Origin of the sequence: Sphingomonas astragali (assembly GCF_051400615.1) — a bacterium.
Taxonomy (GTDB): domain Bacteria; phylum Pseudomonadota; class Alphaproteobacteria; order Sphingomonadales; family Sphingomonadaceae; genus Sphingomonas.
Genome location: NZ_JBLFFH010000003.1, coordinates 336,295 through 352,660, shown reverse-complemented (window position 1 = coordinate 352,660; position 16,366 = coordinate 336,295). Strand labels below are relative to the sequence as shown.

Here is a 16,366-nt window from a genome sequence, read left to right as displayed (position 1 = left end):
ATGTGACCTGCGTCAACGCGCGTGGTAGAAGTCGTAGACCTGCTGCGCCACCGCCGCCGACACGCCCGGCGCCTTCTGCAGGTCCTCCAGGCTCGCCGCCTTCACCGCCCGCGCGGTGCCGAAGTGCATCAGCAGCGCCTTCTTGCGCGCGGGGCCGATGCCGGGGACCTCGTCGAGCGGGCTGGCGCCGATCGCCTTCGCCCGCTTCTGCCGGTGCGCGCCGATCGCGAAGCGGTGCGCCTCGTCGCGCAGGCGCTGGAGGTAGAACAGCACCGGCGAGTTGACCGGCAGGATCAGCTCGCGGCCGTCCATCAGGTGGAACACCTCACGCCCTTCGCGGCCGTGGTGCGGCCCCTTGGCGACGCCGACCAGGCACACGTCCTCGATGCCGAGGTCCTCCAGCACCGCCTTCACCGCATTGAGCTGCCCGCGCCCGCCGTCGATCAGCACCAGGTCGGGCCAGGTGTCGCCCTGCCGGTCGGGATCCTCCTCCTGCGCGCGGGCGAAGCGGCGGCTGAGCACCTCGCGCATCATCGCGAAGTCGTCGCCCGGCACCGTCTCGGCGCGCTTGATGTTGAACTTGCGGTACTGGTTCTTGCGGAAGCCCTCGGGTCCCGCGACAATCATCGCGCCGAGCGCGTTGGTCCCCTGGATGTGGCTGTTGTCGTAGACCTCGATGCGGTCGGGCGGCTCGGGCAGCTCGAACAGCTCGGCGATGTCGCGCAGCAGCTTCGCCTGCGTCGTCGATTCCGCCAGCCGCCGGTCGAGCGCCTCCTCGGCGTTGCGCCTGGCCTGCTCCATCAGCCGCCGCCGGTCGCCGCGCTGGGGGACGCTCAGGCTCACCTTGAAGCCGGCGCGCGCGCTCAACGCCGTCGCGAACAGCTCGGCCTCACCCAGCAACCGGTCGACCAGCACGTTCCGGGGCGGCGGCACCTCCTCGTAGAACTGCATCAGGAAGGCGGCGAGCACCTCCTCCTCGGGCACGTCGGCGGTGTGGGCGGGGAAGAAGGCACGGTGCCCCCAATTCTGGCCGCCGCGGATGAAGAAGGCCTGGACGCCGTACTGACCCTCCTTGCACGCCATCGCGAACACGTCGGCGTCGCCCACCCCTTCCGCATTGATCGCCTGGCTGCCCTGGATGAAGGTGAGCGCCTTCAGCCGGTCGCGGAAGACCGCGGCCAGCTCGTAATCCATCCGCTCGGCCGCCTCGGTCATCGCGGCACCGAGCTTGGCCTGCACCTTGGTCGACTTGCCCAGGAGGAAGTCCTTGGCGTCGGCGACCAGCTCGGCATAGCCGGCATCGTCGATCCGCCCCACGCACGGCGCCGAGCAGCGGCGGATCTGGTAGAGCAGGCACGGCCGGTCGCGCGTGTTGAAGAAGCCGTCGGTGCAGCTCCTGAGCAGGAACAGCTTCTGCAGCGCGTTGAGCGTCTTCCTGACCTGCCCCGCACCCGCGAACGGCCCGAAATAGTCGCCCTTGAACCGCCGCGCGCCACGGTGGAGCTGGACGCGCGGGAAGGCGTGATCGGCACGCAGCAGGATGAAGGGGAAGCTCTTGTCGTCCCTCAGCAGCACGTTGTACGGCGGACGGAAGCGCTTGATCAGCTGCGCCTCCAGCAGCAGCGCCTCGGCCTCGTTGTTGGTGGTGACGATCGTCATCGACCGCGTCTGCGCCACCATCCGCTGCAGCCGCTTCGAGAGGCGCGCAACCTGGGTATAGTTGGTGACGCGGTTCCTGAGTGCCCTCGCCTTCCCGACATAGAGCACGTCGCCGCGCGCATCCTGCATCCGGTACACGCCCGGCCGCGCCGGCAGCGTCTTCAGCACGTTGCGGATCGCCGCCACGCCCGCCTCGAGATCGGGCGCATCGGCGCCTCGTACGGCGTACGTCGCCTTCTCCTCGTTGAATCGGCTGGGGGAATTGGGCTCGGACATCACCGAGCGATTTAGGCCCGGCGACGGAAGGCGGCAACGTGCCACGCGCCGGAGCCCGAGCCGAGAACACTGCCCGTGCTCCTGCGAACGCAGGAGCGCTGGATCATGGGCGTGCCGCTTGCGGCCTGAGCTCCTGCCTTCGCAGGAGCACGGACCATCTCACCCGGACAGCCCCCAGGGTCAGCGCTCCCCCTCGTCCGGCACATTGCCGGCGGCCTCGCGCGCGGCCGCCTCGCCGGCGGCGCCGGTCGCCGGGTAGCCGTCACCGGCCTGCGGATCGCTGTCGAAGTCCTCACCGGCCGCGCCGCCGCCCGCGCCCGCGCCCGCGCCGTGCACCGCACCCGTCGCCGGGTCGATCCAGGCGCGGCGGCCGTTCTCGGGCGGGATATCCTTGCCGCCCGCGCCGGCCGGCGCGGCGGTACGATCCGCCTCCGCGAGGCCGGGATGGACCTGCCCGCCGGGGGCGCGCCGCCGCTCCTGCTCCTCGCGCTCGCGGTGATAATCCTGGCCCGAATAGCCGCCGGGCACGTCGAACGCATTCTGCTGCCGTCGTTCCGGATCGACGCGCCGTTCGTCTGCGTCGTCCATGATCGCCTCTCCTCGTTGCCCGTCGCACAGGGTCAACGGGCGGCGGGACGGAGCTGTTCCGGAACGACCCTCCCGCCCGCGCTTTCTTAACCGGGGAACCTCGGGAGACCCGCCATGCCGGAAGAACGCCCCAGCAACCGCCGCCTCGGCCGCGCGGCCGTCCTGATCATCGGGATCGTGCTCGCGATCGTCGCGGTGATCTTCGTGTTCTTCAACGCGTCGCATTATAAGGCTATGCAGAACGAGCAGGCGGTGGAGAACCAGGCGGCACAAACCCGCTGAACGAAGCATCCCCCTCCGCCGCACGGGAGAGGAGACGTCCGATGAAGCGCCTGTTCGCTGCCCTGCTGCTTGCCGCCGCCCCCGTCGCGCTTGGTGCGCAGACGGTCACCCCCGCCATCAAGGCCGCGCTCGCCGATGCGGCGCGCCCCGCCGACCAGAAGGCGCGCGACGAGGCGCGCCATGCCGGCGAGCTGCTCGCCTTCGCCGGGATCGAGCCGGGCGACAGGGTCGCCGACTTCATCATGGGCGGCGGCTACTGGACCCGCATCCTTGCGCCGCTGGTCGGGCCCGAGGGCCACGTCTACGCCTATCAGCCCAAGGAGTTCATCGCCTTCCGCCCCGCCTATGGCGAGGAGCAGAAGGCGGCGGTGGCCGGCCGTGCCAACGTCACCGCGAGCAGCGACCCGCTGGCGTCGTTCGCGTTTCCCGAAAAGCTCGACGCGATCATCACGGTGCAGAACTACCACGACCTGCACCTCAAGGTGGCCCCGCCGGGCGCGGCTCTCGCGATCACCAAGCGGCTCTATGATTCGCTGAAACCCGGCGGCGTGCTGCTGGTGGTCGACCATGTCGCCAACGCCGATCCCGGCTTCGCGGCGCCGCAGACGCTCCACCGCATCGACCCGGCGGCGGCGCGCGCGGAGATCGAGAAGACCGGCTTCCGGTTCGACGGCGAGCTGGACCTGCTTCGCAACCCGGCCGACCCGCATACCGCCAGCGTGTTCGACCCGTCGATCCGCGGCAAGACCGACCAGTTCGTCTATCGGTTCAGGAAGCCGGCGTAATCCCGTGTGTCATCCGGCGAAGGCCGGGATCTCGTGCAATCAGCCGCGCGCCTGCGGCCTGAGATTCCGGCTTTTGCCGGGATGACGTCGGGAACAGCTATTTGACCGCTTCGAGCGCAGCCTTCGTCTTGGCCATCGCCTCGTCGGTGATCTTGCCGCCCGCCATCGGCTGGAGCTGGTTGAGGCTCATCGACTTGAACATCTCATAGGCGTCATGGGTGGTCAGGCCAGGCATGGTCTCGTCCAGCGCCTTCTTGCCGGCGGGATCGGCAGCGATCGTCTCGATCGGGGTGTCGAGCGAGAATTTCGACGCAGCGGCGGGTGCGGCGGGCGCCGTCGTCGTCGACGCAGACGCAGGTGCGGTCGAGGCAGGCGCAGTCTGCGCGAGCGCAGGGGCCGCAAGGGTCAGGGCGGCAAGCAGCAGGACGATCTTCATCGGAAACAGTCTCCATGCGCGGACTCGGCCCGACTGCCGCTCCCTCGCGCGAGGCTGCCTAGCCCGTCGGCGATCCGGCGGGAAGCCGCGAGGCTCGTCCGCCCATCGCGAGGTGCAATGAGAAGCCCGCAACGTTGATCGGCGCCATGACGATCGTCACGCGCACAATGCGGCAATGGGTAGGCGAAGGGAAGGCTGCCCGCCCTAACGCCGATTGCCGAGAACCTCCTCGACTGACCGCGTCGTGTCCCAGCGTTCCAACCCGATGCCCGGCCGCTCGTCGGGGAACCAGGCGTCGACCTTGGCGTTGATGCCGGCTGCGCGCAGCGGCATGGCGAAGCTGCGCTCGATCGCGCGGCGGGTGGCGTCGCGGGCGAGCCGCATCGGCACCGGCTCGCGCGCCTGGCGGACGAGCTCCGCCTGCCCAGCGCGGCGATTGGCAGTGTCGAGCCGCGCCTCGGCATCGGTGAATTTGGTGAGCAGCCCGTCGCCGCCATATTCGCGGATCGCGGTGAGATCGACCTGCGGCCCGACCAGTTCGATCGGCGGCAGCTTGACCGAGAGCGTACGGGTGCCGGCGTCCCATTTCACGTCGCCTTGGTCGAGCTTGCCGAGATCGACCTCGTAGCGGACCATGCCGGGCATGATCAGCGTCTTCTGGGCGGTGAGGCCCAGGCGCGACTGGCTCGACGTGACGACCGCGACATAGCGCGCGACGAAGGCGGACAGGCGGTTCTGCTCGCGCAGCCCCTGCAGGCTGGCGCTGGCGACGGTGACCGGATCGGGATCGATCTGCCTGTCCACCCAGCGCGTCGCCAGCCAGAAGGCGCCGCCGGCCGCGAGCGCCATCAGCGCCAGCGCGCCGATCACGACGAGGCAGCCGCGCGCCAGCGAGCCACCCCTGGCTGGCGAAGGCGGCGGAGTCACGCCGCCAGCGTCCACTGCCCGCCCTCGTCGCCTGCGACGAGGCCGCGCCGGCGCAGGTCCAGGAGATGCGCGAGCACCGATCGCGCCGCCGCCGGATGCATCCGCCGGTCGAGGCCGACGTACATCGCCTCGACCATCGCGCCGACATCGCCGGTGCCGCGCCGAAGCAGGTGGAGGATCTGGCCCTCGCGCTGCTTGCGGTGGCCCATCATCCCGCGCACCAGCCGCTGGGGATTGTCCACCGCCGGACCGTGGCCGGGATAGTAGACCCGGTCGTCGCGGGTCAGCAGCGTCTCCAGGCTGCGCATGTAATCGCCCATGTCGCCGTCGGGCGGCGAGACGATGCTGGTCGACCAGCCCATCACATGGTCGCCGCTGAACAGCGCCTTGCTCTCGACGAGCGCGAAGCAGAGATGGTTCGACGTGTGGCCGGGCGTCGCGATCGCCTCCAGCGTCCAGCCGTCGCCGGCGATCGTGTCGCCGTCGGCGAGCACATGGTCGGGCCTATAGTCCGGGTCGAACGACGCGTCGGCGCGCGGGCCGAGATCGTCGAGCGCGAGCGGTGCGCAGCCGATGATCGGGGCGGCGGTCGCGGCTTTGAGGGGCGCGGCGAGCGGGCTGTGGTCGCGGTGCGTATGGGTGCAGAGGATCGCGACGACCGGGCGGCCGCCGATCACATCGAGCAGCGCGGCGAGATGGGCCTCATCGACCGGCCCCGGATCGATCACCGCCACGTCGCGGGTGCCGACGACATAGCTCTGGGTGCCGTCCTGGGTGAACGGCGAGGGATTGTTCGCGGTCAGGCGGACGACGCCGGGCTCGAGCGTCTCGGGCGTGTCGTGCGGCACGTCGGTCATCGCCCTCAGATGGCCGCTCCGCGCGCGGCTCACAAGAGCCGCGCGCGGGTGGAAGGCGGATCGGCCGGCGCACGAGGAGACCGCCGGACCGCGCTGCCCTCCTCCCTCGGCTCAATCCATGTCCGACTCCATCTCGGCGATCGCCTGGTCGATCCCCTGAAGCGCATTGGCACGCGCTTCGCTGCCCATGTCGGCACGCTCGACGCTGGCGCGGGCGCGGCGGAGGCCGGCAAGCGCCTGCACCTTGGCATCGCGCTGGATGCGGACCATGTCGATCCGCGCAATCCGGGCCGAGTCGAGCGCTGCCAACCGTGCCTGATCGGCAGCGATTTTCGCCTGACCGGCGGCAAGCCTGCTTTGAAGCTGAATGCGATCGGTGCAGATGATCATGCGGTGCTTGCCGCCGTCGCGGCTCTGGACCACCGTCGGCGAGGCCTCGCCGTCGGTGCCGCAGGTCCGCGAGCTGATCTCGGGCAGGTTCTTCAACTGCTTGCGCAGCCGGGCCTCGTCCTTCTCGCTCCAGCCGAAGTCCTTGCGGTCCATCCCGCGGAAGTCGAAGTCGCCGTCGGCGAACTCGCGGGTCGTGACCTTGCCATCCTTGTCGTGCGTCGCGACGAGCTTACGCTTGTGCTTGACCGCCTCGGGCGGAGCGGGCGGCAGCGGCGGGGCGGGCGCGGCTGCCGGAGCCGGAGCTGCCGCCGGAGCGGGCGGAGCCGGCGGCGCCGTCTGCGGGAGCGGCGGCAGCTCGAGGCTGGCGATGTCGACCCCGGTGGTGCTTTCGATGCCCGAGCGGACGCGCTCGGCCGCCTGGGTGCCCGACGCGGTGAAGCCGAGCCCCGCCAGCGTCAGCGCCGCCAGTGCGCCGCTCCCCGCGATCAGCCGCCCCCGCGACGTCCTCTCGTGCTTCGTCAGCATCCGCAGCCTCCCCTTCAACTCGTTGACGGTGTGGAGATGGCAGGCGGCCGATACCGCGCCGCCGTGCGCCGACTTGACGATCGCGCGGCCATAGGCGTGGCGCAGCTCCGGCGCGCGGCCGGACAGCACCAGCGCATCGCACGCCATCTCCTGATCGGCGCGGAAGGCGCGGAACGCCCGCCAGGCGATCGGGTTGAACCAATGGATGCCGAGCACCACCAGCGCGACCCAATTGGCGATGAGGTCGCCGCGCGCGTGGTGGCCCAGCTCGTGCGCCAGCGCGAGATCGCGCTCCAGCGGATCGTAACGCTCGGCGAAGTCGCGCGGAAACGCGACATACTTGCGCCAGATGCCGAACGCGAGCGGTCCGGTGGCGGCGGCGGTCTCGATCACCTCGACGTTGCCGGCGGCGACCATCCGCGCGCTGCCGGCCATGTGGCGAATACGCGCGCAGAAACGGCTGTGGGTGACGAGGTGATAGGCAAGGAACAGTGCCGCCCCCAGCGCCCAGGCGAGCAATAGCCAAGTGGGCCAGCCGATGCCGGACGCCGGCTCGACCGGCAGCGTCATCACCGGCTCGCCGAGATAGATGGTGATGTCCTCGGGCGCCGGCAGCGGCGGGAGCGCGCTCAGCGTGCTCTCGCGCCAGCTCTCCGGAAGCGGCGGCAGCAGCATCCGCAGCATCGGCAATGCCCATAGCGCATAGGCGACGTCGGGCCCGAAGACGCGGCGCACCGGCCGGCGGATCGCGAGCACCAGCAGCATCAGCAGCGTGGTGGCGATCAGCGTCTCGATCGCCCAGGCGATCATTGCCTGAGGTCCTTGAGCAGCGCCTCGATCTCGGCGATGTCCTCGGCGGTGAGCTGGTCGTGCTCGGCCATATGAGCGACCAGCGGGGTGAGCTTGCCGCCGAACAGCCGGTCGATCAGCCGGCGCGACTCGCCTGCGACATAGTCGCCGCGCTCGACCAGCGGACGGTAGAGGTAGCGCCGGCCGACCTCCTCATGCCCGACCACCTTCTTGGCGAGCAGGCGACCGAGCAACGTCTTGACCGTGTTGGCGCTCCACCCCCGCAACGGTGCCACCCGCTCCGCCACGTCCTGTGCGGTGAGCGGCGACTCGTCCCAGAGCACCTCCATCACCGCATGTTCGGCATCACTGATCCGCTCGGCCATTCCGCTCACTCCCTCGGTCAGCCCTGTTCGTTGTCGGCGTGATTACGAATGTAGTCAAGTGGGTGAATGGAGGATGAACGGACTGCTCACCTGCCGTCATCCCGGCTTTCGCCGGATGACGGTCAAGTGTCGGCCCGGCTTACACTTCGTCTCGCCACAAGGTTTCGTTAACCAGCAGGCCCCGCAGAAACCGCTGGCTCGCGCCATTTGGCACGCACGCTGCTACGACGACATCGGCCGAGCGGTTCTCCGCTTCAGTCAGCCGGGCGGGTCGCTCAGTCTCCGGAGCGGCCCGCCCGCACCCGGCCTCCTCCTCAGCCCCGATAGGTCCGAGAGCGCGGGTCGCGCCTGGGCGGGAACAGCAGCGCCGCATCCTCCTCGAGTCGCACGGCGGTGTGCGACAGCGCGGCGGGATAGATGGTATCGAACAGCAGCTCGAAGGTGTGGCGCCAGTCATAGGCCGTCGCCACCGCCGCGCGTGCTGCGGCACCCATCGCCGCCGCGCCCTCGCGCCAGATGCGGGCGACGCTGAGCGCCATCGTCGCGGTATCGTCGACCGGCCCGAGATAGCCGGTGCCGGGCGGCACCCGGTCCGGCATGGCCCCGCCGGCGACGCCGACCACCGGCAGTCCGGACGCCTGCGCCTCGATCACCGAGATGCCGAACGTTTCGTCCGCCATCGCCGAGACATAGATGTCCGACGAAGCGAGCGCGCGGGCGAGCTCGGCGCGGTCCTTCTCGAAACCGGGGAAGGCGATCGGCAGCCCGGCCGCCTCGGCGGCGAGGCGGTCGCGCAGCTTGCCGTCGCCGATCATCACCATCGCCGCGCCGAGATCGGGCGGCAGCGCCTTGAACATCGCGAGCAGCCGGTCGGCGCGCTTCTCGTTGTCGATCCGGCCGGCATAGATCAGCAGCGGACCTCCATCCGGCAGGCCGAGCTCGGTGCGATAGCTGGGATCGCGCCTGGCCGGATGGAACAGGTTGGTATCGACGCCGAGCGGCAGCACGCTGGTGCGGGTGATCTTCTTGCGGGCGAGCTGGGTGCGGGCGTCCTCGCTCAGCGTGTAGACGTGGTCGAACTCACGGTAGGTGATCTCGGCATAGCCCCAGCTGAGCAGGCGCAGGAACCGCCCGCCGATCTCGCCGAACTTGTCCCGCCCGACGCGGTAAACATGCGCATTGGGAAAATCGGTACGATAGCCCGCGACCAGCGTCGTCTCGGGAAAGGCGCGGCGGTGGTGGATCGCCGTCCACGGCAGCACCCACGGGCAGAGCGACTCGACGATGTCGGGCCGATATTCCTCCAACACCTCGCGCACCTTCGACGTGCGCAGGATGAAGCGGTAGTTGGGGCTGCCGCGCACCGGGTCGGCGCCGACCTCGACGAAGATATGGCGGCCGTCGATGGTGACCCTGTCCTGCGGCCCCGGCACGATCTGGAGCAGGTGGTGGGGCGTGTGCGTCAGCACATAATCGCGCTTCTCGCGGAGATAGGTGCTGATCCCACCCCCGCCCGACGGCGTATAGCTCTGGGTCAGATCACAGATGAGCAGCGGAGACCGCGGCGCTGCAGTCGTGTCGGCGGCGCGCAGGGCGCCGGTCTGCCTCAGCACCGCTCATCCCCTCTTCGCCGCGGGAGTTACGCCGCGTGCGCAACTCCCTTCTCGGCGAGCAGTTCCTTGAGCTCGCCGGTTTCGTACATCTCCATCATGATGTCCGAACCGCCGATGAACTCGCCCTTGACGTAGAGCTGGGGGATGGTCGGCCAGTCGCTATAGGCCTTGATGCCCTGGCGGACCTCCTGGTCCTGGAGCACGTCGACGCTGTCGAACTCGACGCCGAGATGCTGGAGGATCGCCACCGCGCGGCTGGAGAAGCCGCATTGCGGGAACAGCGGCGTGCCCTTCATGAACAGCAGCACGTCGCTGCCCTTCACGATCCCGTCGATGCGGGTGTTGGTGTCGGTCATTTCGATTACTCCTCGGGCGGGGCCGCGGTGGTGAGCTGGAGCGCGTGGAGCACGCCGCCCATCCGCCCGCCGAGCGCGGCGTAGACCGCCTGGTGCTGGCGGACGCGGGGCAGGCCCCGAAAGCTCGCGCTGGTCACGTGCGCGGCATAATGATCGCCGTCGCCAGCAAGGTCGTCGATCCGCACCACGGCATCGGGGATGCCCTGGCGGATCAGCGTCTCGATCTCGGCGGCGTCCATCGGCATGTTACTTGGATTCCAGGAGCTGCCGGCGCGCGTCGACCAGCGCCTCCTCGAGCGCGCGGCGGACCTCGGCCTCGTCGGTGTCGACGCTCGCGGCGGTGAGATCGCCGACGAGCTTGCGGATCACGTCCTCGTCGCCGGCTTCCTCGAAGTCGGCCTGGACGACCGCCTTGGCATAGGCATCGGTCTCCTCCGGGGTCAGCCCCATCTTGGCGGCCGCCCATTGACCGACCAGCCGGTTGCGCCGCGCGGTGATGCGGAACACCATCTCCTCGTCCCGCGCGAACTTGGTCTCGAACGCGCGCTTGCGGTCCTCGAAATCGGTCATGCCAGGCCCCTGAACTGTTACGGAGCTGAGATAGGGGGGCGGCCCGAGGGGCGCAACCGCCCTGCCGCGTTGTAAGGACGAGACCAATCGACGCTCGGACGCGAACGGTCGGCGCCAAAGTGAAGGGAGTCGCGATTCATTCGTTCACTTTGCTCCACTTATCTCCAGGCGCGCCGCGGCAGCCCATGGCCAAGTCAAGCAAGGGAAATCCTATTAGGAAAGCGATTTCTTGGGGCGAGTTCAGCCCCTCCCTGCAGGGAGGGGCTTATCGGAGTCACTTCCTCACCTGCACCACCAGCTTGCCGATCGCGCCGCGGGCAGCCATCTTGGCGATGGCCTTGCCGCCGTCGGCGAAGGCGAAGGTCTCGGTGACGCGCGGTGCGATCCTGCCCTCGGCCCACAGGCGGAAGAGGTGGTCCACGTGCGCCTGGTTGGCCTCGGGATCGCGCATCGCGAAGGCGCCCCAGAACACGCCGCAGACGTCGCAGCTCTTGAGCAGCGTGAGGTTGAGCGGCAGCTTCGGGATGCCGGCCGGGAAGCCGACGACGAGGTAGCGCCCCTCCCAGCCGATCGCGCGCAGCGCCGGCTCGGCATAGTCGCCGCCGACCGGATCGTAGATGACATCGGCGCCGTCCGGCCCGACCGCCGCCTTGAAGGCATCGGCGAGCGCCTTCGACTGCTCCTTGTCGAACGGGGCACGCGGATAGACCAGTGTCACGTCGGCCCCGGCCTGTTTCGCTGCCGCAGCCTTCTCCTCCGACGAGACGGCGGCGACCACGCGCGCGCCGAACGCCTTGCCGAGCTCGATCGCCGCCAGCCCGACTCCGCCCGCCGCGCCGAGGACGAGCAAAATCTGCCCAGGCTTCAGATGCCCGCGGTCGAGCAGCGCGTGGATCGTGGTGGCATAGGTGAGGAGCAGCGCGGCGCCCTCCTCGAAGCTGCGGCCCTCAGGCAGCCTGTAGAGCCGGGCGGCATCGACCACTGCCTTCTCCGCCAGCCCGCCGCTGCCGACCGTCGCCAGCACGCGGTCGCCGGGGGCGAAGCCGGTGACACCCTCCCCCACTGCCTCGACCACGCCGGAGATCTCGCTGCCAGGCGCGAAGGGGCGCGGCGGCCGGAACTGGTATTTGTCCTCGATGATCAGGACGTCGGGATAGTTGATCGAGCAGGCCTTGACGCCCACCAGCACCTGGCCCGGACCCGCCGCCGGGTCGGGCAGCTCGGCCAGCTTCAGGGTTTCAGGTCCGCCCGGCACCTCCGACAGCAACGCCCGCATCAGCAGCTCTCCTCGCGATCCACGGGCGGCTCTGCACCATGCCCGATTCATATTTCGAAATCGCGGTATCCTGCGCCAGCGTCAAGCCGATCTCGTCGAGTCCCTGCATCAGGCACATGCGGCGGAAGGGATCGAGGTCGAACGAAAAGCGATCCTGGAAGGGCGTGGTGACGGTCATCGTCTCCAGGTCGACGGTGATCGGATGGTCCTTGGCCACCTCGACCAGCCGGTCGATCGCCGCCTGCGGCAGCACGACGGGAACGATGCCGTTCTTGACCGCATTGCCGGAGAAGATGTCCGAATAGCTCGGCGCGATCACCGCCTTCACCCCCATGTCGGCGAGCGCCCAGGCGGCGTGTTCGCGGCTGGAGCCGCAGCCGAAGTTCTCGCCCGCGATCAGGATCGGCGATCCGGCATAGCGTGGATCGTCGAACACGTTGCCGGGCTCGGCGCGTACCGTCTCGAACGCACCCCTGCCCAGGCCCTCGCGCGTGATGGTCTTGAGCCAATGCGCGGGGATGATGACGTCGGTATCGACGTTCTTCGCGCCCCAGGGATAGGCGCTGCCTTCGACATGCGTGACGGGTTGCACCAGATGCCTCCTTCAGTGGAGGCGCTTGTAGCAGGCTATCGGCGCGGCGGAACCCCGAAGCGCGGTCAGGCCGCCCCGCGTAGGTCGAGACTGAGATCGTATAGCTCGCTGCGCAGCGCATCGAACTCGCGATTCTCAGCCGCCAGCGGCTGGCCGTCACGATAGAGCACGACGTCGTTCAGCGAGCCCGAGCCACCATACATGGCAATGATCGTGCGGGCGCCCTCGTCCGAATCCTCGCGCAGGATCGCCGCCGCACGGGACAGCGATCGCGCCGCTTCGGCCGCTCCGCCCTGCATCGCCAGCGCGGCCAGTCGCTCGACTATGACGAGCATATGTTCGCTGCCGCTCATCGGATCGGCCGTGCTCCCACCACCTGGACGCCATCGATCGTCCAAGGCTGGCGTACCAATATCTGATCCGTGCCGCCACCGTAGATCCCGCCCTGGGCAGAAATGCGGCCGACGTACACCTCCGTCCCGGCGGGGATGCGCACCGCAAAGGCCGTATCGAGCGGCGAGCTGCCGCCATCGGGCCATCGCGGCAGCACGGCTTGGTCCATCCGCGTCTGCAGCACGCCCTGCGGCTCGCGTAGGCTGAAGAACTGACCCAGCGGCTTGTCCGCGGTGCCCGCACGATAGAGGATGGTGTCCTGGCTCAGACGCACCACGTCGTAGCGCCCTCCGGCGAAGGTACCGGCGAGGTTGCTCGGCAACGGGCCGGCGGTGCCGGCGCTGACGAGCCCGGTATAGGTGCCCTGGACTTGGCCGAGGCCCGCGGACAGGTTGCTGGCCCGCCCGAGATAGACCGGCACGGTGCCCGGAGGCGCCGGAAGCGGCTCGGTCCGCGGCGCGGTGGACGTCGGGCGGAAGCTCGGGGCCGCCTGCCCGCCCGGCAGGCGGAGGCCGCCGCGCGCCGCGCCGACGCCGACGAAGGCGCCGCCGATACCCAGCAGCGCGTCGCCCGCGGTGCCGGCCGCATAGGCGCGCTGTTGCCCCTCAAGGCTCGCCCCGGTGCCGCGCGCATACATGTAGGCGGTCTGTCCCCAGGTCATGCCGAGCGGGCTCGATTGGCCGAGCACGGCGCGGTCCATCGCCGCCTGCTGGTCGCGGCGGGCCATCTCCGGCGTATAGGCGCTCACGCTCGTGCGCGTCGGGTTGAGGCGCTCCGCCGTCACCGCGCGTGCCAGCGCATCTGCACTGGAGTAGCAGGCGCCGTCGAACGCGTAATGGCCCGGCTGGGTCGTCGCCTCGCGTGCGGCGCCCAGCGACAGCGCGGCGCCGCGATTGCGCAGCTCGGTCGCGAGCGCTGCCGCGTTGGCGCTCGGCACGTCGGGATCGGCGGCGATACGCGCCTCGATTCCCGCCGCCACCTGTCCCATCGCATAGCCGACCTTCACATCGTCGAAGGGGGCGGTGATGGCGTCGAGCAGCGTCGCACCGGCCAACGGGCCGCCCGTCGGAGGCGCGATCTCGGCACGCAGCTGCGTTTCGATCTGGCGCGCGGTCGCTTCCGCCGTGGAGCCGGCCTGCCAGCGGTCGAGCGTGCTGAGGCCCACGTCGTTCCGCGACAGGCCGCCGATCCATTGCGCGACCGGCTGGCTGCCGTTCCGCGCAATCCATTGGTTGCCGACGGGTTCGAAGAACGGATCGGTGCCCGCCGCTGGGCCGCCTGCGTTCCCCGACGGAGGCGGAGGCGGCGGCAACGTTGCGGCGAACGAATTCGATTGCAGTCCTTGGACTTCGGCCATCGCGCATTCCTCGGTCGCTGTGGACCGCAAGAATAAGCGCTCCCGCCCTGCCGCGCCCTAGACGATTCGATTAGGCGCGCGCTTCGTTCAACGTACCATCGCGGGCGGCTTGGACGCGGCCTGGCTCGACGCCCACACCGCGCCCACCGCGCTCACCAGCGTGCCCGCGACCAGCAGGACGATCACCCTCTTCATGCCGTTTCTCCCCCCATCAACTCACGGACATCGGCCAGCCGCCCCGTCACCGCCGCCGCCGCCGCCATCGCTGGCGAGACGAGGTGGGTGCGCGCGCCCGGCCCCTGGCGGCCGACGAAATTGCGGTTCGACGTCGAGGCGCAGCGCTCGCCCGCCGGCACCTTGTCCGGGTTCATCGCCAGGCACATCGAGCAGCCCGGCTCGCGCCACTGGAAGCCCGCCTCGACGAAGATGCGGTCGAGCCCTTCCGCCTCGGCCTGACGCTTGACCAGCCCCGAGCCGGGGACGACCAGCGCCTGGCGGATACGGTCGGCGACGTGGCGGCCCTTCACCACCGCGGCGGCGGCGCGCAGGTCCTCGATGCGGCTGTTGGTGCAGCTGCCGATGAAGATGTGTTCGACCGGCACGTCCTGCATCCGTGTGCCGGGCCTGAGGCCCATGTAATCGAGCGACTTGGCCGCGGCGGCGCGCTTCGCCGGATCGGCGAAGCTCTCGGGATCGGGGACGACGCCGGTGATCGGCACCACGTCCTCGGGGCTGGTGCCCCAGGTCAGCGACGGCGCGATGTCGGTGGCGTCGAGCAGCACCGTCTTGTCGTAGACCGCATTAGCGTCCGTCGGGAGTCGCCGCCACGCCTCGACCGCGCGCTCCCAATCCTCGCCCTTGGGCGCCATCGCGCGGCCCCGGACGTAGGCGAAGGTGGTTTCGTCCGGCGCGATCAGGCCGGCGCGGGCGCCGCCCTCGATCGACATGTTGGAAACGGTCAGACGCCCCTCGACCGACATCGCGCGGATCACGCTGCCGGTATATTCGATGACATGGCCGGTGCCGCCCGCGGCGCCGATCCTGCCGATGATCGCCAGCACCACGTCCTTGGGGCTCACGCCGAAGCCGAGCGTGCCGTCGACGCGCACTTCCATCGTCTTCGACTGCTGGAGCAGCAGCGTCTGCGTCGCCAGGACGTGCTCGACCTCACTGGTGCCGATGCCGAACGCCAGCGCCCCCAGCGCGCCGTGCGCCGAGGTGTGGCTGTCGCCGCATACCAGGGTGGTACCGGGCAGCGTGAAGCCCTGTTCCGGGCCGACGACGTGGACGATGCCCTGCGCGGGGTCGGTGGCGCCGATATAGTCGATGCCGAACTCCCGTGTGTTCGCCTCCAGTGCGGCGAGCTGGTTGGCGCTCTCCGGATCGGCGATCGGCAGCATATACCCGTCCGCGTCGACGCGCGGCGTGGTCGGGAGGTTGTGGTCGGGAACGGCGAGCGTCAACTCGGGGCGGCGCACCCGGCGCCTGGCCGCGCGAAGGCCGGCAAAGGCCTGCGGGCTGGTCACCTCGTGGACGAGGTGGCGGTCGATATAGATCAGGCAGGTGCCATCGTCCCGGCGCTCGATCACGTGATCGGCCCAGATCTTCTCGTACAAAGTCAGTGGTCGGCTGGCCATTTGCGCGCTTTAACGCTTTCGTGCGCGGGCACAACCCGTCGCGACATTGTATTGCGCGGCCTAGGTACGACGGAAATCCTCCGGCGGGATCGGCGGGCCGATCCATTCCATCCCGTAAGCGCGCAGCACCGCGGCGTCCTCGCGTGTCCGGGCATATTGGCCGGGTCTGATCCCCCGCGCCTCGCGTTCGCGGAAGAAGGCCTCCATCTTGTTCGCCGGGGCGAAGGAGATCAGCAACCGGCCGGTAGTGTCCCCGACGAACGCCCATGCATGGGGGATGCCGCGCGGGCCGAGCACGCAATCGCCGGGGCCGAGCCATGCCTTGGTGTCGCCGACCTCGACCAGATACTCGCCTTCCAGCACGTAGAAGAGTTCGTCCTCGTCATGGTGGAGGTGGCGCGAGGGGCCGCCCTTGCGGTTGTTGCTCTGCTCCATGACGAACAGGTCGCCGCCGGTCTCGTTGGAGAGCACCTTGAAGCTGGTCGCGCTGATGCCGACTGCACGTTTCACACCCTCGCGATCGGCGCCCGAAGGGACACGGTCGACCGGCAGGGCACCGGGCGGTCGCGTCTGCGCGAGCAGCGAGGTCGACCAGGCAAGCAAGGGCAGCTGAAGGATCGAGCGGCGCAGCATCGAAAGTCCCCCTTCCGGCGTCGTCTCAAATCTACCCGA

19 protein-coding genes are annotated in these 16,366 nt (G+C 69.6%); 2 read left to right on the top strand and 17 right to left on the bottom strand.

Going from position 1 to position 16,366, the window contains the following annotated elements; genetic code table 11:
- Positions 1 to 12: 12 nt before the first annotated feature.
- Together uvrC and ACMGER_RS16305 are read right to left on the bottom strand one after the other, a co-directional pair.
- Positions 13 to 1,935 (bottom strand): excinuclease ABC subunit UvrC, encoded by a 1,923-nt coding sequence (gene uvrC, locus ACMGER_RS16310; RefSeq protein ID WP_436813216.1) that lies wholly within the window; start codon positions 1,933 to 1,935, stop codon positions 13 to 15.
- A gap of 180 nt (positions 1,936 to 2,115) precedes the next feature.
- On the bottom strand, positions 2,116 to 2,523 hold the full coding sequence (locus ACMGER_RS16305) for a hypothetical protein (protein WP_436813215.1): 408 nt from the start codon (positions 2,521 to 2,523) through the stop codon (positions 2,116 to 2,118).
- 114 nt (positions 2,524 to 2,637) lie between these two features.
- Between ACMGER_RS16305 and ACMGER_RS16300 the strand changes: the two genes are divergently transcribed.
- A complete protein-coding gene (locus ACMGER_RS16300) occupies positions 2,638 to 2,805 on the top strand; it encodes a hypothetical protein (protein ID WP_436813214.1) in 168 nt (55 codons plus the stop codon).
- A 41-nt stretch (positions 2,806 to 2,846) separates the two neighbouring features.
- A complete protein-coding gene (locus ACMGER_RS16295) occupies positions 2,847 to 3,590 on the top strand; it encodes a class I SAM-dependent methyltransferase (protein ID WP_436813213.1) in 744 nt (247 codons plus the stop codon).
- 97 nt (positions 3,591 to 3,687) lie between these two features.
- On the opposite strand, the gene ACMGER_RS16290 is transcribed toward ACMGER_RS16295, so the two are convergent.
- From ACMGER_RS16290 to ACMGER_RS16220, 15 genes are all read right to left on the bottom strand, one after another.
- The gene (locus tag ACMGER_RS16290) at positions 3,688 to 4,026 is read right to left on the bottom strand and encodes a hypothetical protein (protein ID WP_436813212.1); all 339 of its coding nucleotides are present in this window, start codon (positions 4,024 to 4,026) and stop codon (positions 3,688 to 3,690) included.
- A gap of 204 nt (positions 4,027 to 4,230) precedes the next feature.
- On the bottom strand, positions 4,231 to 4,953 hold the full coding sequence (locus tag ACMGER_RS16285; RefSeq protein WP_436813211.1) for a DUF4230 domain-containing protein: 723 nt from the start codon (positions 4,951 to 4,953) through the stop codon (positions 4,231 to 4,233).
- Positions 4,950 to 5,810 carry an MBL fold metallo-hydrolase gene (locus ACMGER_RS16280; RefSeq protein WP_436813210.1) on the bottom strand — a complete coding sequence of 287 codons (861 nt, stop codon included), beginning with the start codon at positions 5,808 to 5,810 and terminating at the stop codon, positions 4,950 to 4,952. Before ACMGER_RS16280 ends, ACMGER_RS16285 begins: the two co-directional genes overlap by 4 nt.
- Positions 5,811 to 5,921: 111 nt before the next feature.
- Positions 5,922 to 7,535 carry a M56 family metallopeptidase gene (locus ACMGER_RS16275; protein WP_436813209.1) on the bottom strand — a complete coding sequence of 538 codons (1,614 nt, stop codon included), beginning with the start codon at positions 7,533 to 7,535 and terminating at the stop codon, positions 5,922 to 5,924.
- Positions 7,532 to 7,900 carry a BlaI/MecI/CopY family transcriptional regulator gene (locus ACMGER_RS16270; protein WP_436813208.1) on the bottom strand — a complete coding sequence of 123 codons (369 nt, stop codon included), beginning with the start codon at positions 7,898 to 7,900 and terminating at the stop codon, positions 7,532 to 7,534. The genes ACMGER_RS16275 and ACMGER_RS16270 overlap by 4 nt, the downstream gene beginning before the upstream one ends.
- Before the next feature lie 314 nt (positions 7,901 to 8,214).
- Positions 8,215 to 9,513, bottom strand: a complete 1,299-nt coding sequence (locus ACMGER_RS16265) for a glycosyltransferase (RefSeq protein ID WP_436813207.1) — start codon at positions 9,511 to 9,513, stop codon at positions 8,215 to 8,217.
- Between the two features lie 26 nt (positions 9,514 to 9,539).
- Positions 9,540 to 9,869 carry a Grx4 family monothiol glutaredoxin gene (grxD, locus tag ACMGER_RS16260; RefSeq protein ID WP_436813206.1) on the bottom strand — a complete coding sequence of 110 codons (330 nt, stop codon included), beginning with the start codon at positions 9,867 to 9,869 and terminating at the stop codon, positions 9,540 to 9,542.
- A gap of 5 nt (positions 9,870 to 9,874) precedes the next feature.
- Positions 9,875 to 10,114 (bottom strand): BolA/IbaG family iron-sulfur metabolism protein, encoded by a 240-nt coding sequence (locus ACMGER_RS16255; protein WP_436813205.1) that lies wholly within the window; start codon positions 10,112 to 10,114, stop codon positions 9,875 to 9,877.
- A gap of 1 nt (position 10,115) precedes the next feature.
- Positions 10,116 to 10,439 carry a DUF1476 domain-containing protein gene (locus tag ACMGER_RS16250; RefSeq protein ID WP_436813204.1) on the bottom strand — a complete coding sequence of 108 codons (324 nt, stop codon included), beginning with the start codon at positions 10,437 to 10,439 and terminating at the stop codon, positions 10,116 to 10,118.
- Positions 10,440 to 10,713: 274 nt separating this feature from the next.
- Complete coding sequence (locus ACMGER_RS16245; RefSeq protein WP_436813203.1) at positions 10,714 to 11,715, bottom strand: NADPH:quinone oxidoreductase family protein; 1,002 nt, start codon at positions 11,713 to 11,715, stop codon at positions 10,714 to 10,716.
- Complete coding sequence (gene leuD / locus ACMGER_RS16240; protein WP_436813202.1) at positions 11,678 to 12,307, bottom strand: 3-isopropylmalate dehydratase small subunit; 630 nt, start codon at positions 12,305 to 12,307, stop codon at positions 11,678 to 11,680. The genes ACMGER_RS16245 and leuD overlap by 38 nt, the downstream gene beginning before the upstream one ends.
- Before the next feature lie 65 nt (positions 12,308 to 12,372).
- Positions 12,373 to 12,660, bottom strand: a complete 288-nt coding sequence (locus ACMGER_RS16235; protein WP_436813201.1) for a DUF6966 domain-containing protein — start codon at positions 12,658 to 12,660, stop codon at positions 12,373 to 12,375.
- A complete protein-coding gene (locus ACMGER_RS16230) occupies positions 12,657 to 14,057 on the bottom strand; it encodes a hypothetical protein (RefSeq protein WP_436813200.1) in 1,401 nt (466 codons plus the stop codon). Before ACMGER_RS16230 ends, ACMGER_RS16235 begins: the two co-directional genes overlap by 4 nt.
- A gap of 191 nt (positions 14,058 to 14,248) precedes the next feature.
- Positions 14,249 to 15,694: a 3-isopropylmalate dehydratase large subunit gene (leuC, locus tag ACMGER_RS16225; RefSeq protein ID WP_436813199.1), complete on the bottom strand. Its 1,446-nt coding sequence runs from the start codon at positions 15,692 to 15,694 to the stop codon at positions 14,249 to 14,251.
- Positions 15,695 to 15,754: 60 nt separating this feature from the next.
- The gene (locus tag ACMGER_RS16220; RefSeq protein WP_436813198.1) at positions 15,755 to 16,327 is read right to left on the bottom strand and encodes a cupin domain-containing protein; all 573 of its coding nucleotides are present in this window, start codon (positions 16,325 to 16,327) and stop codon (positions 15,755 to 15,757) included.
- Between the last annotated feature and the right edge of the window lie 39 nt (positions 16,328 to 16,366).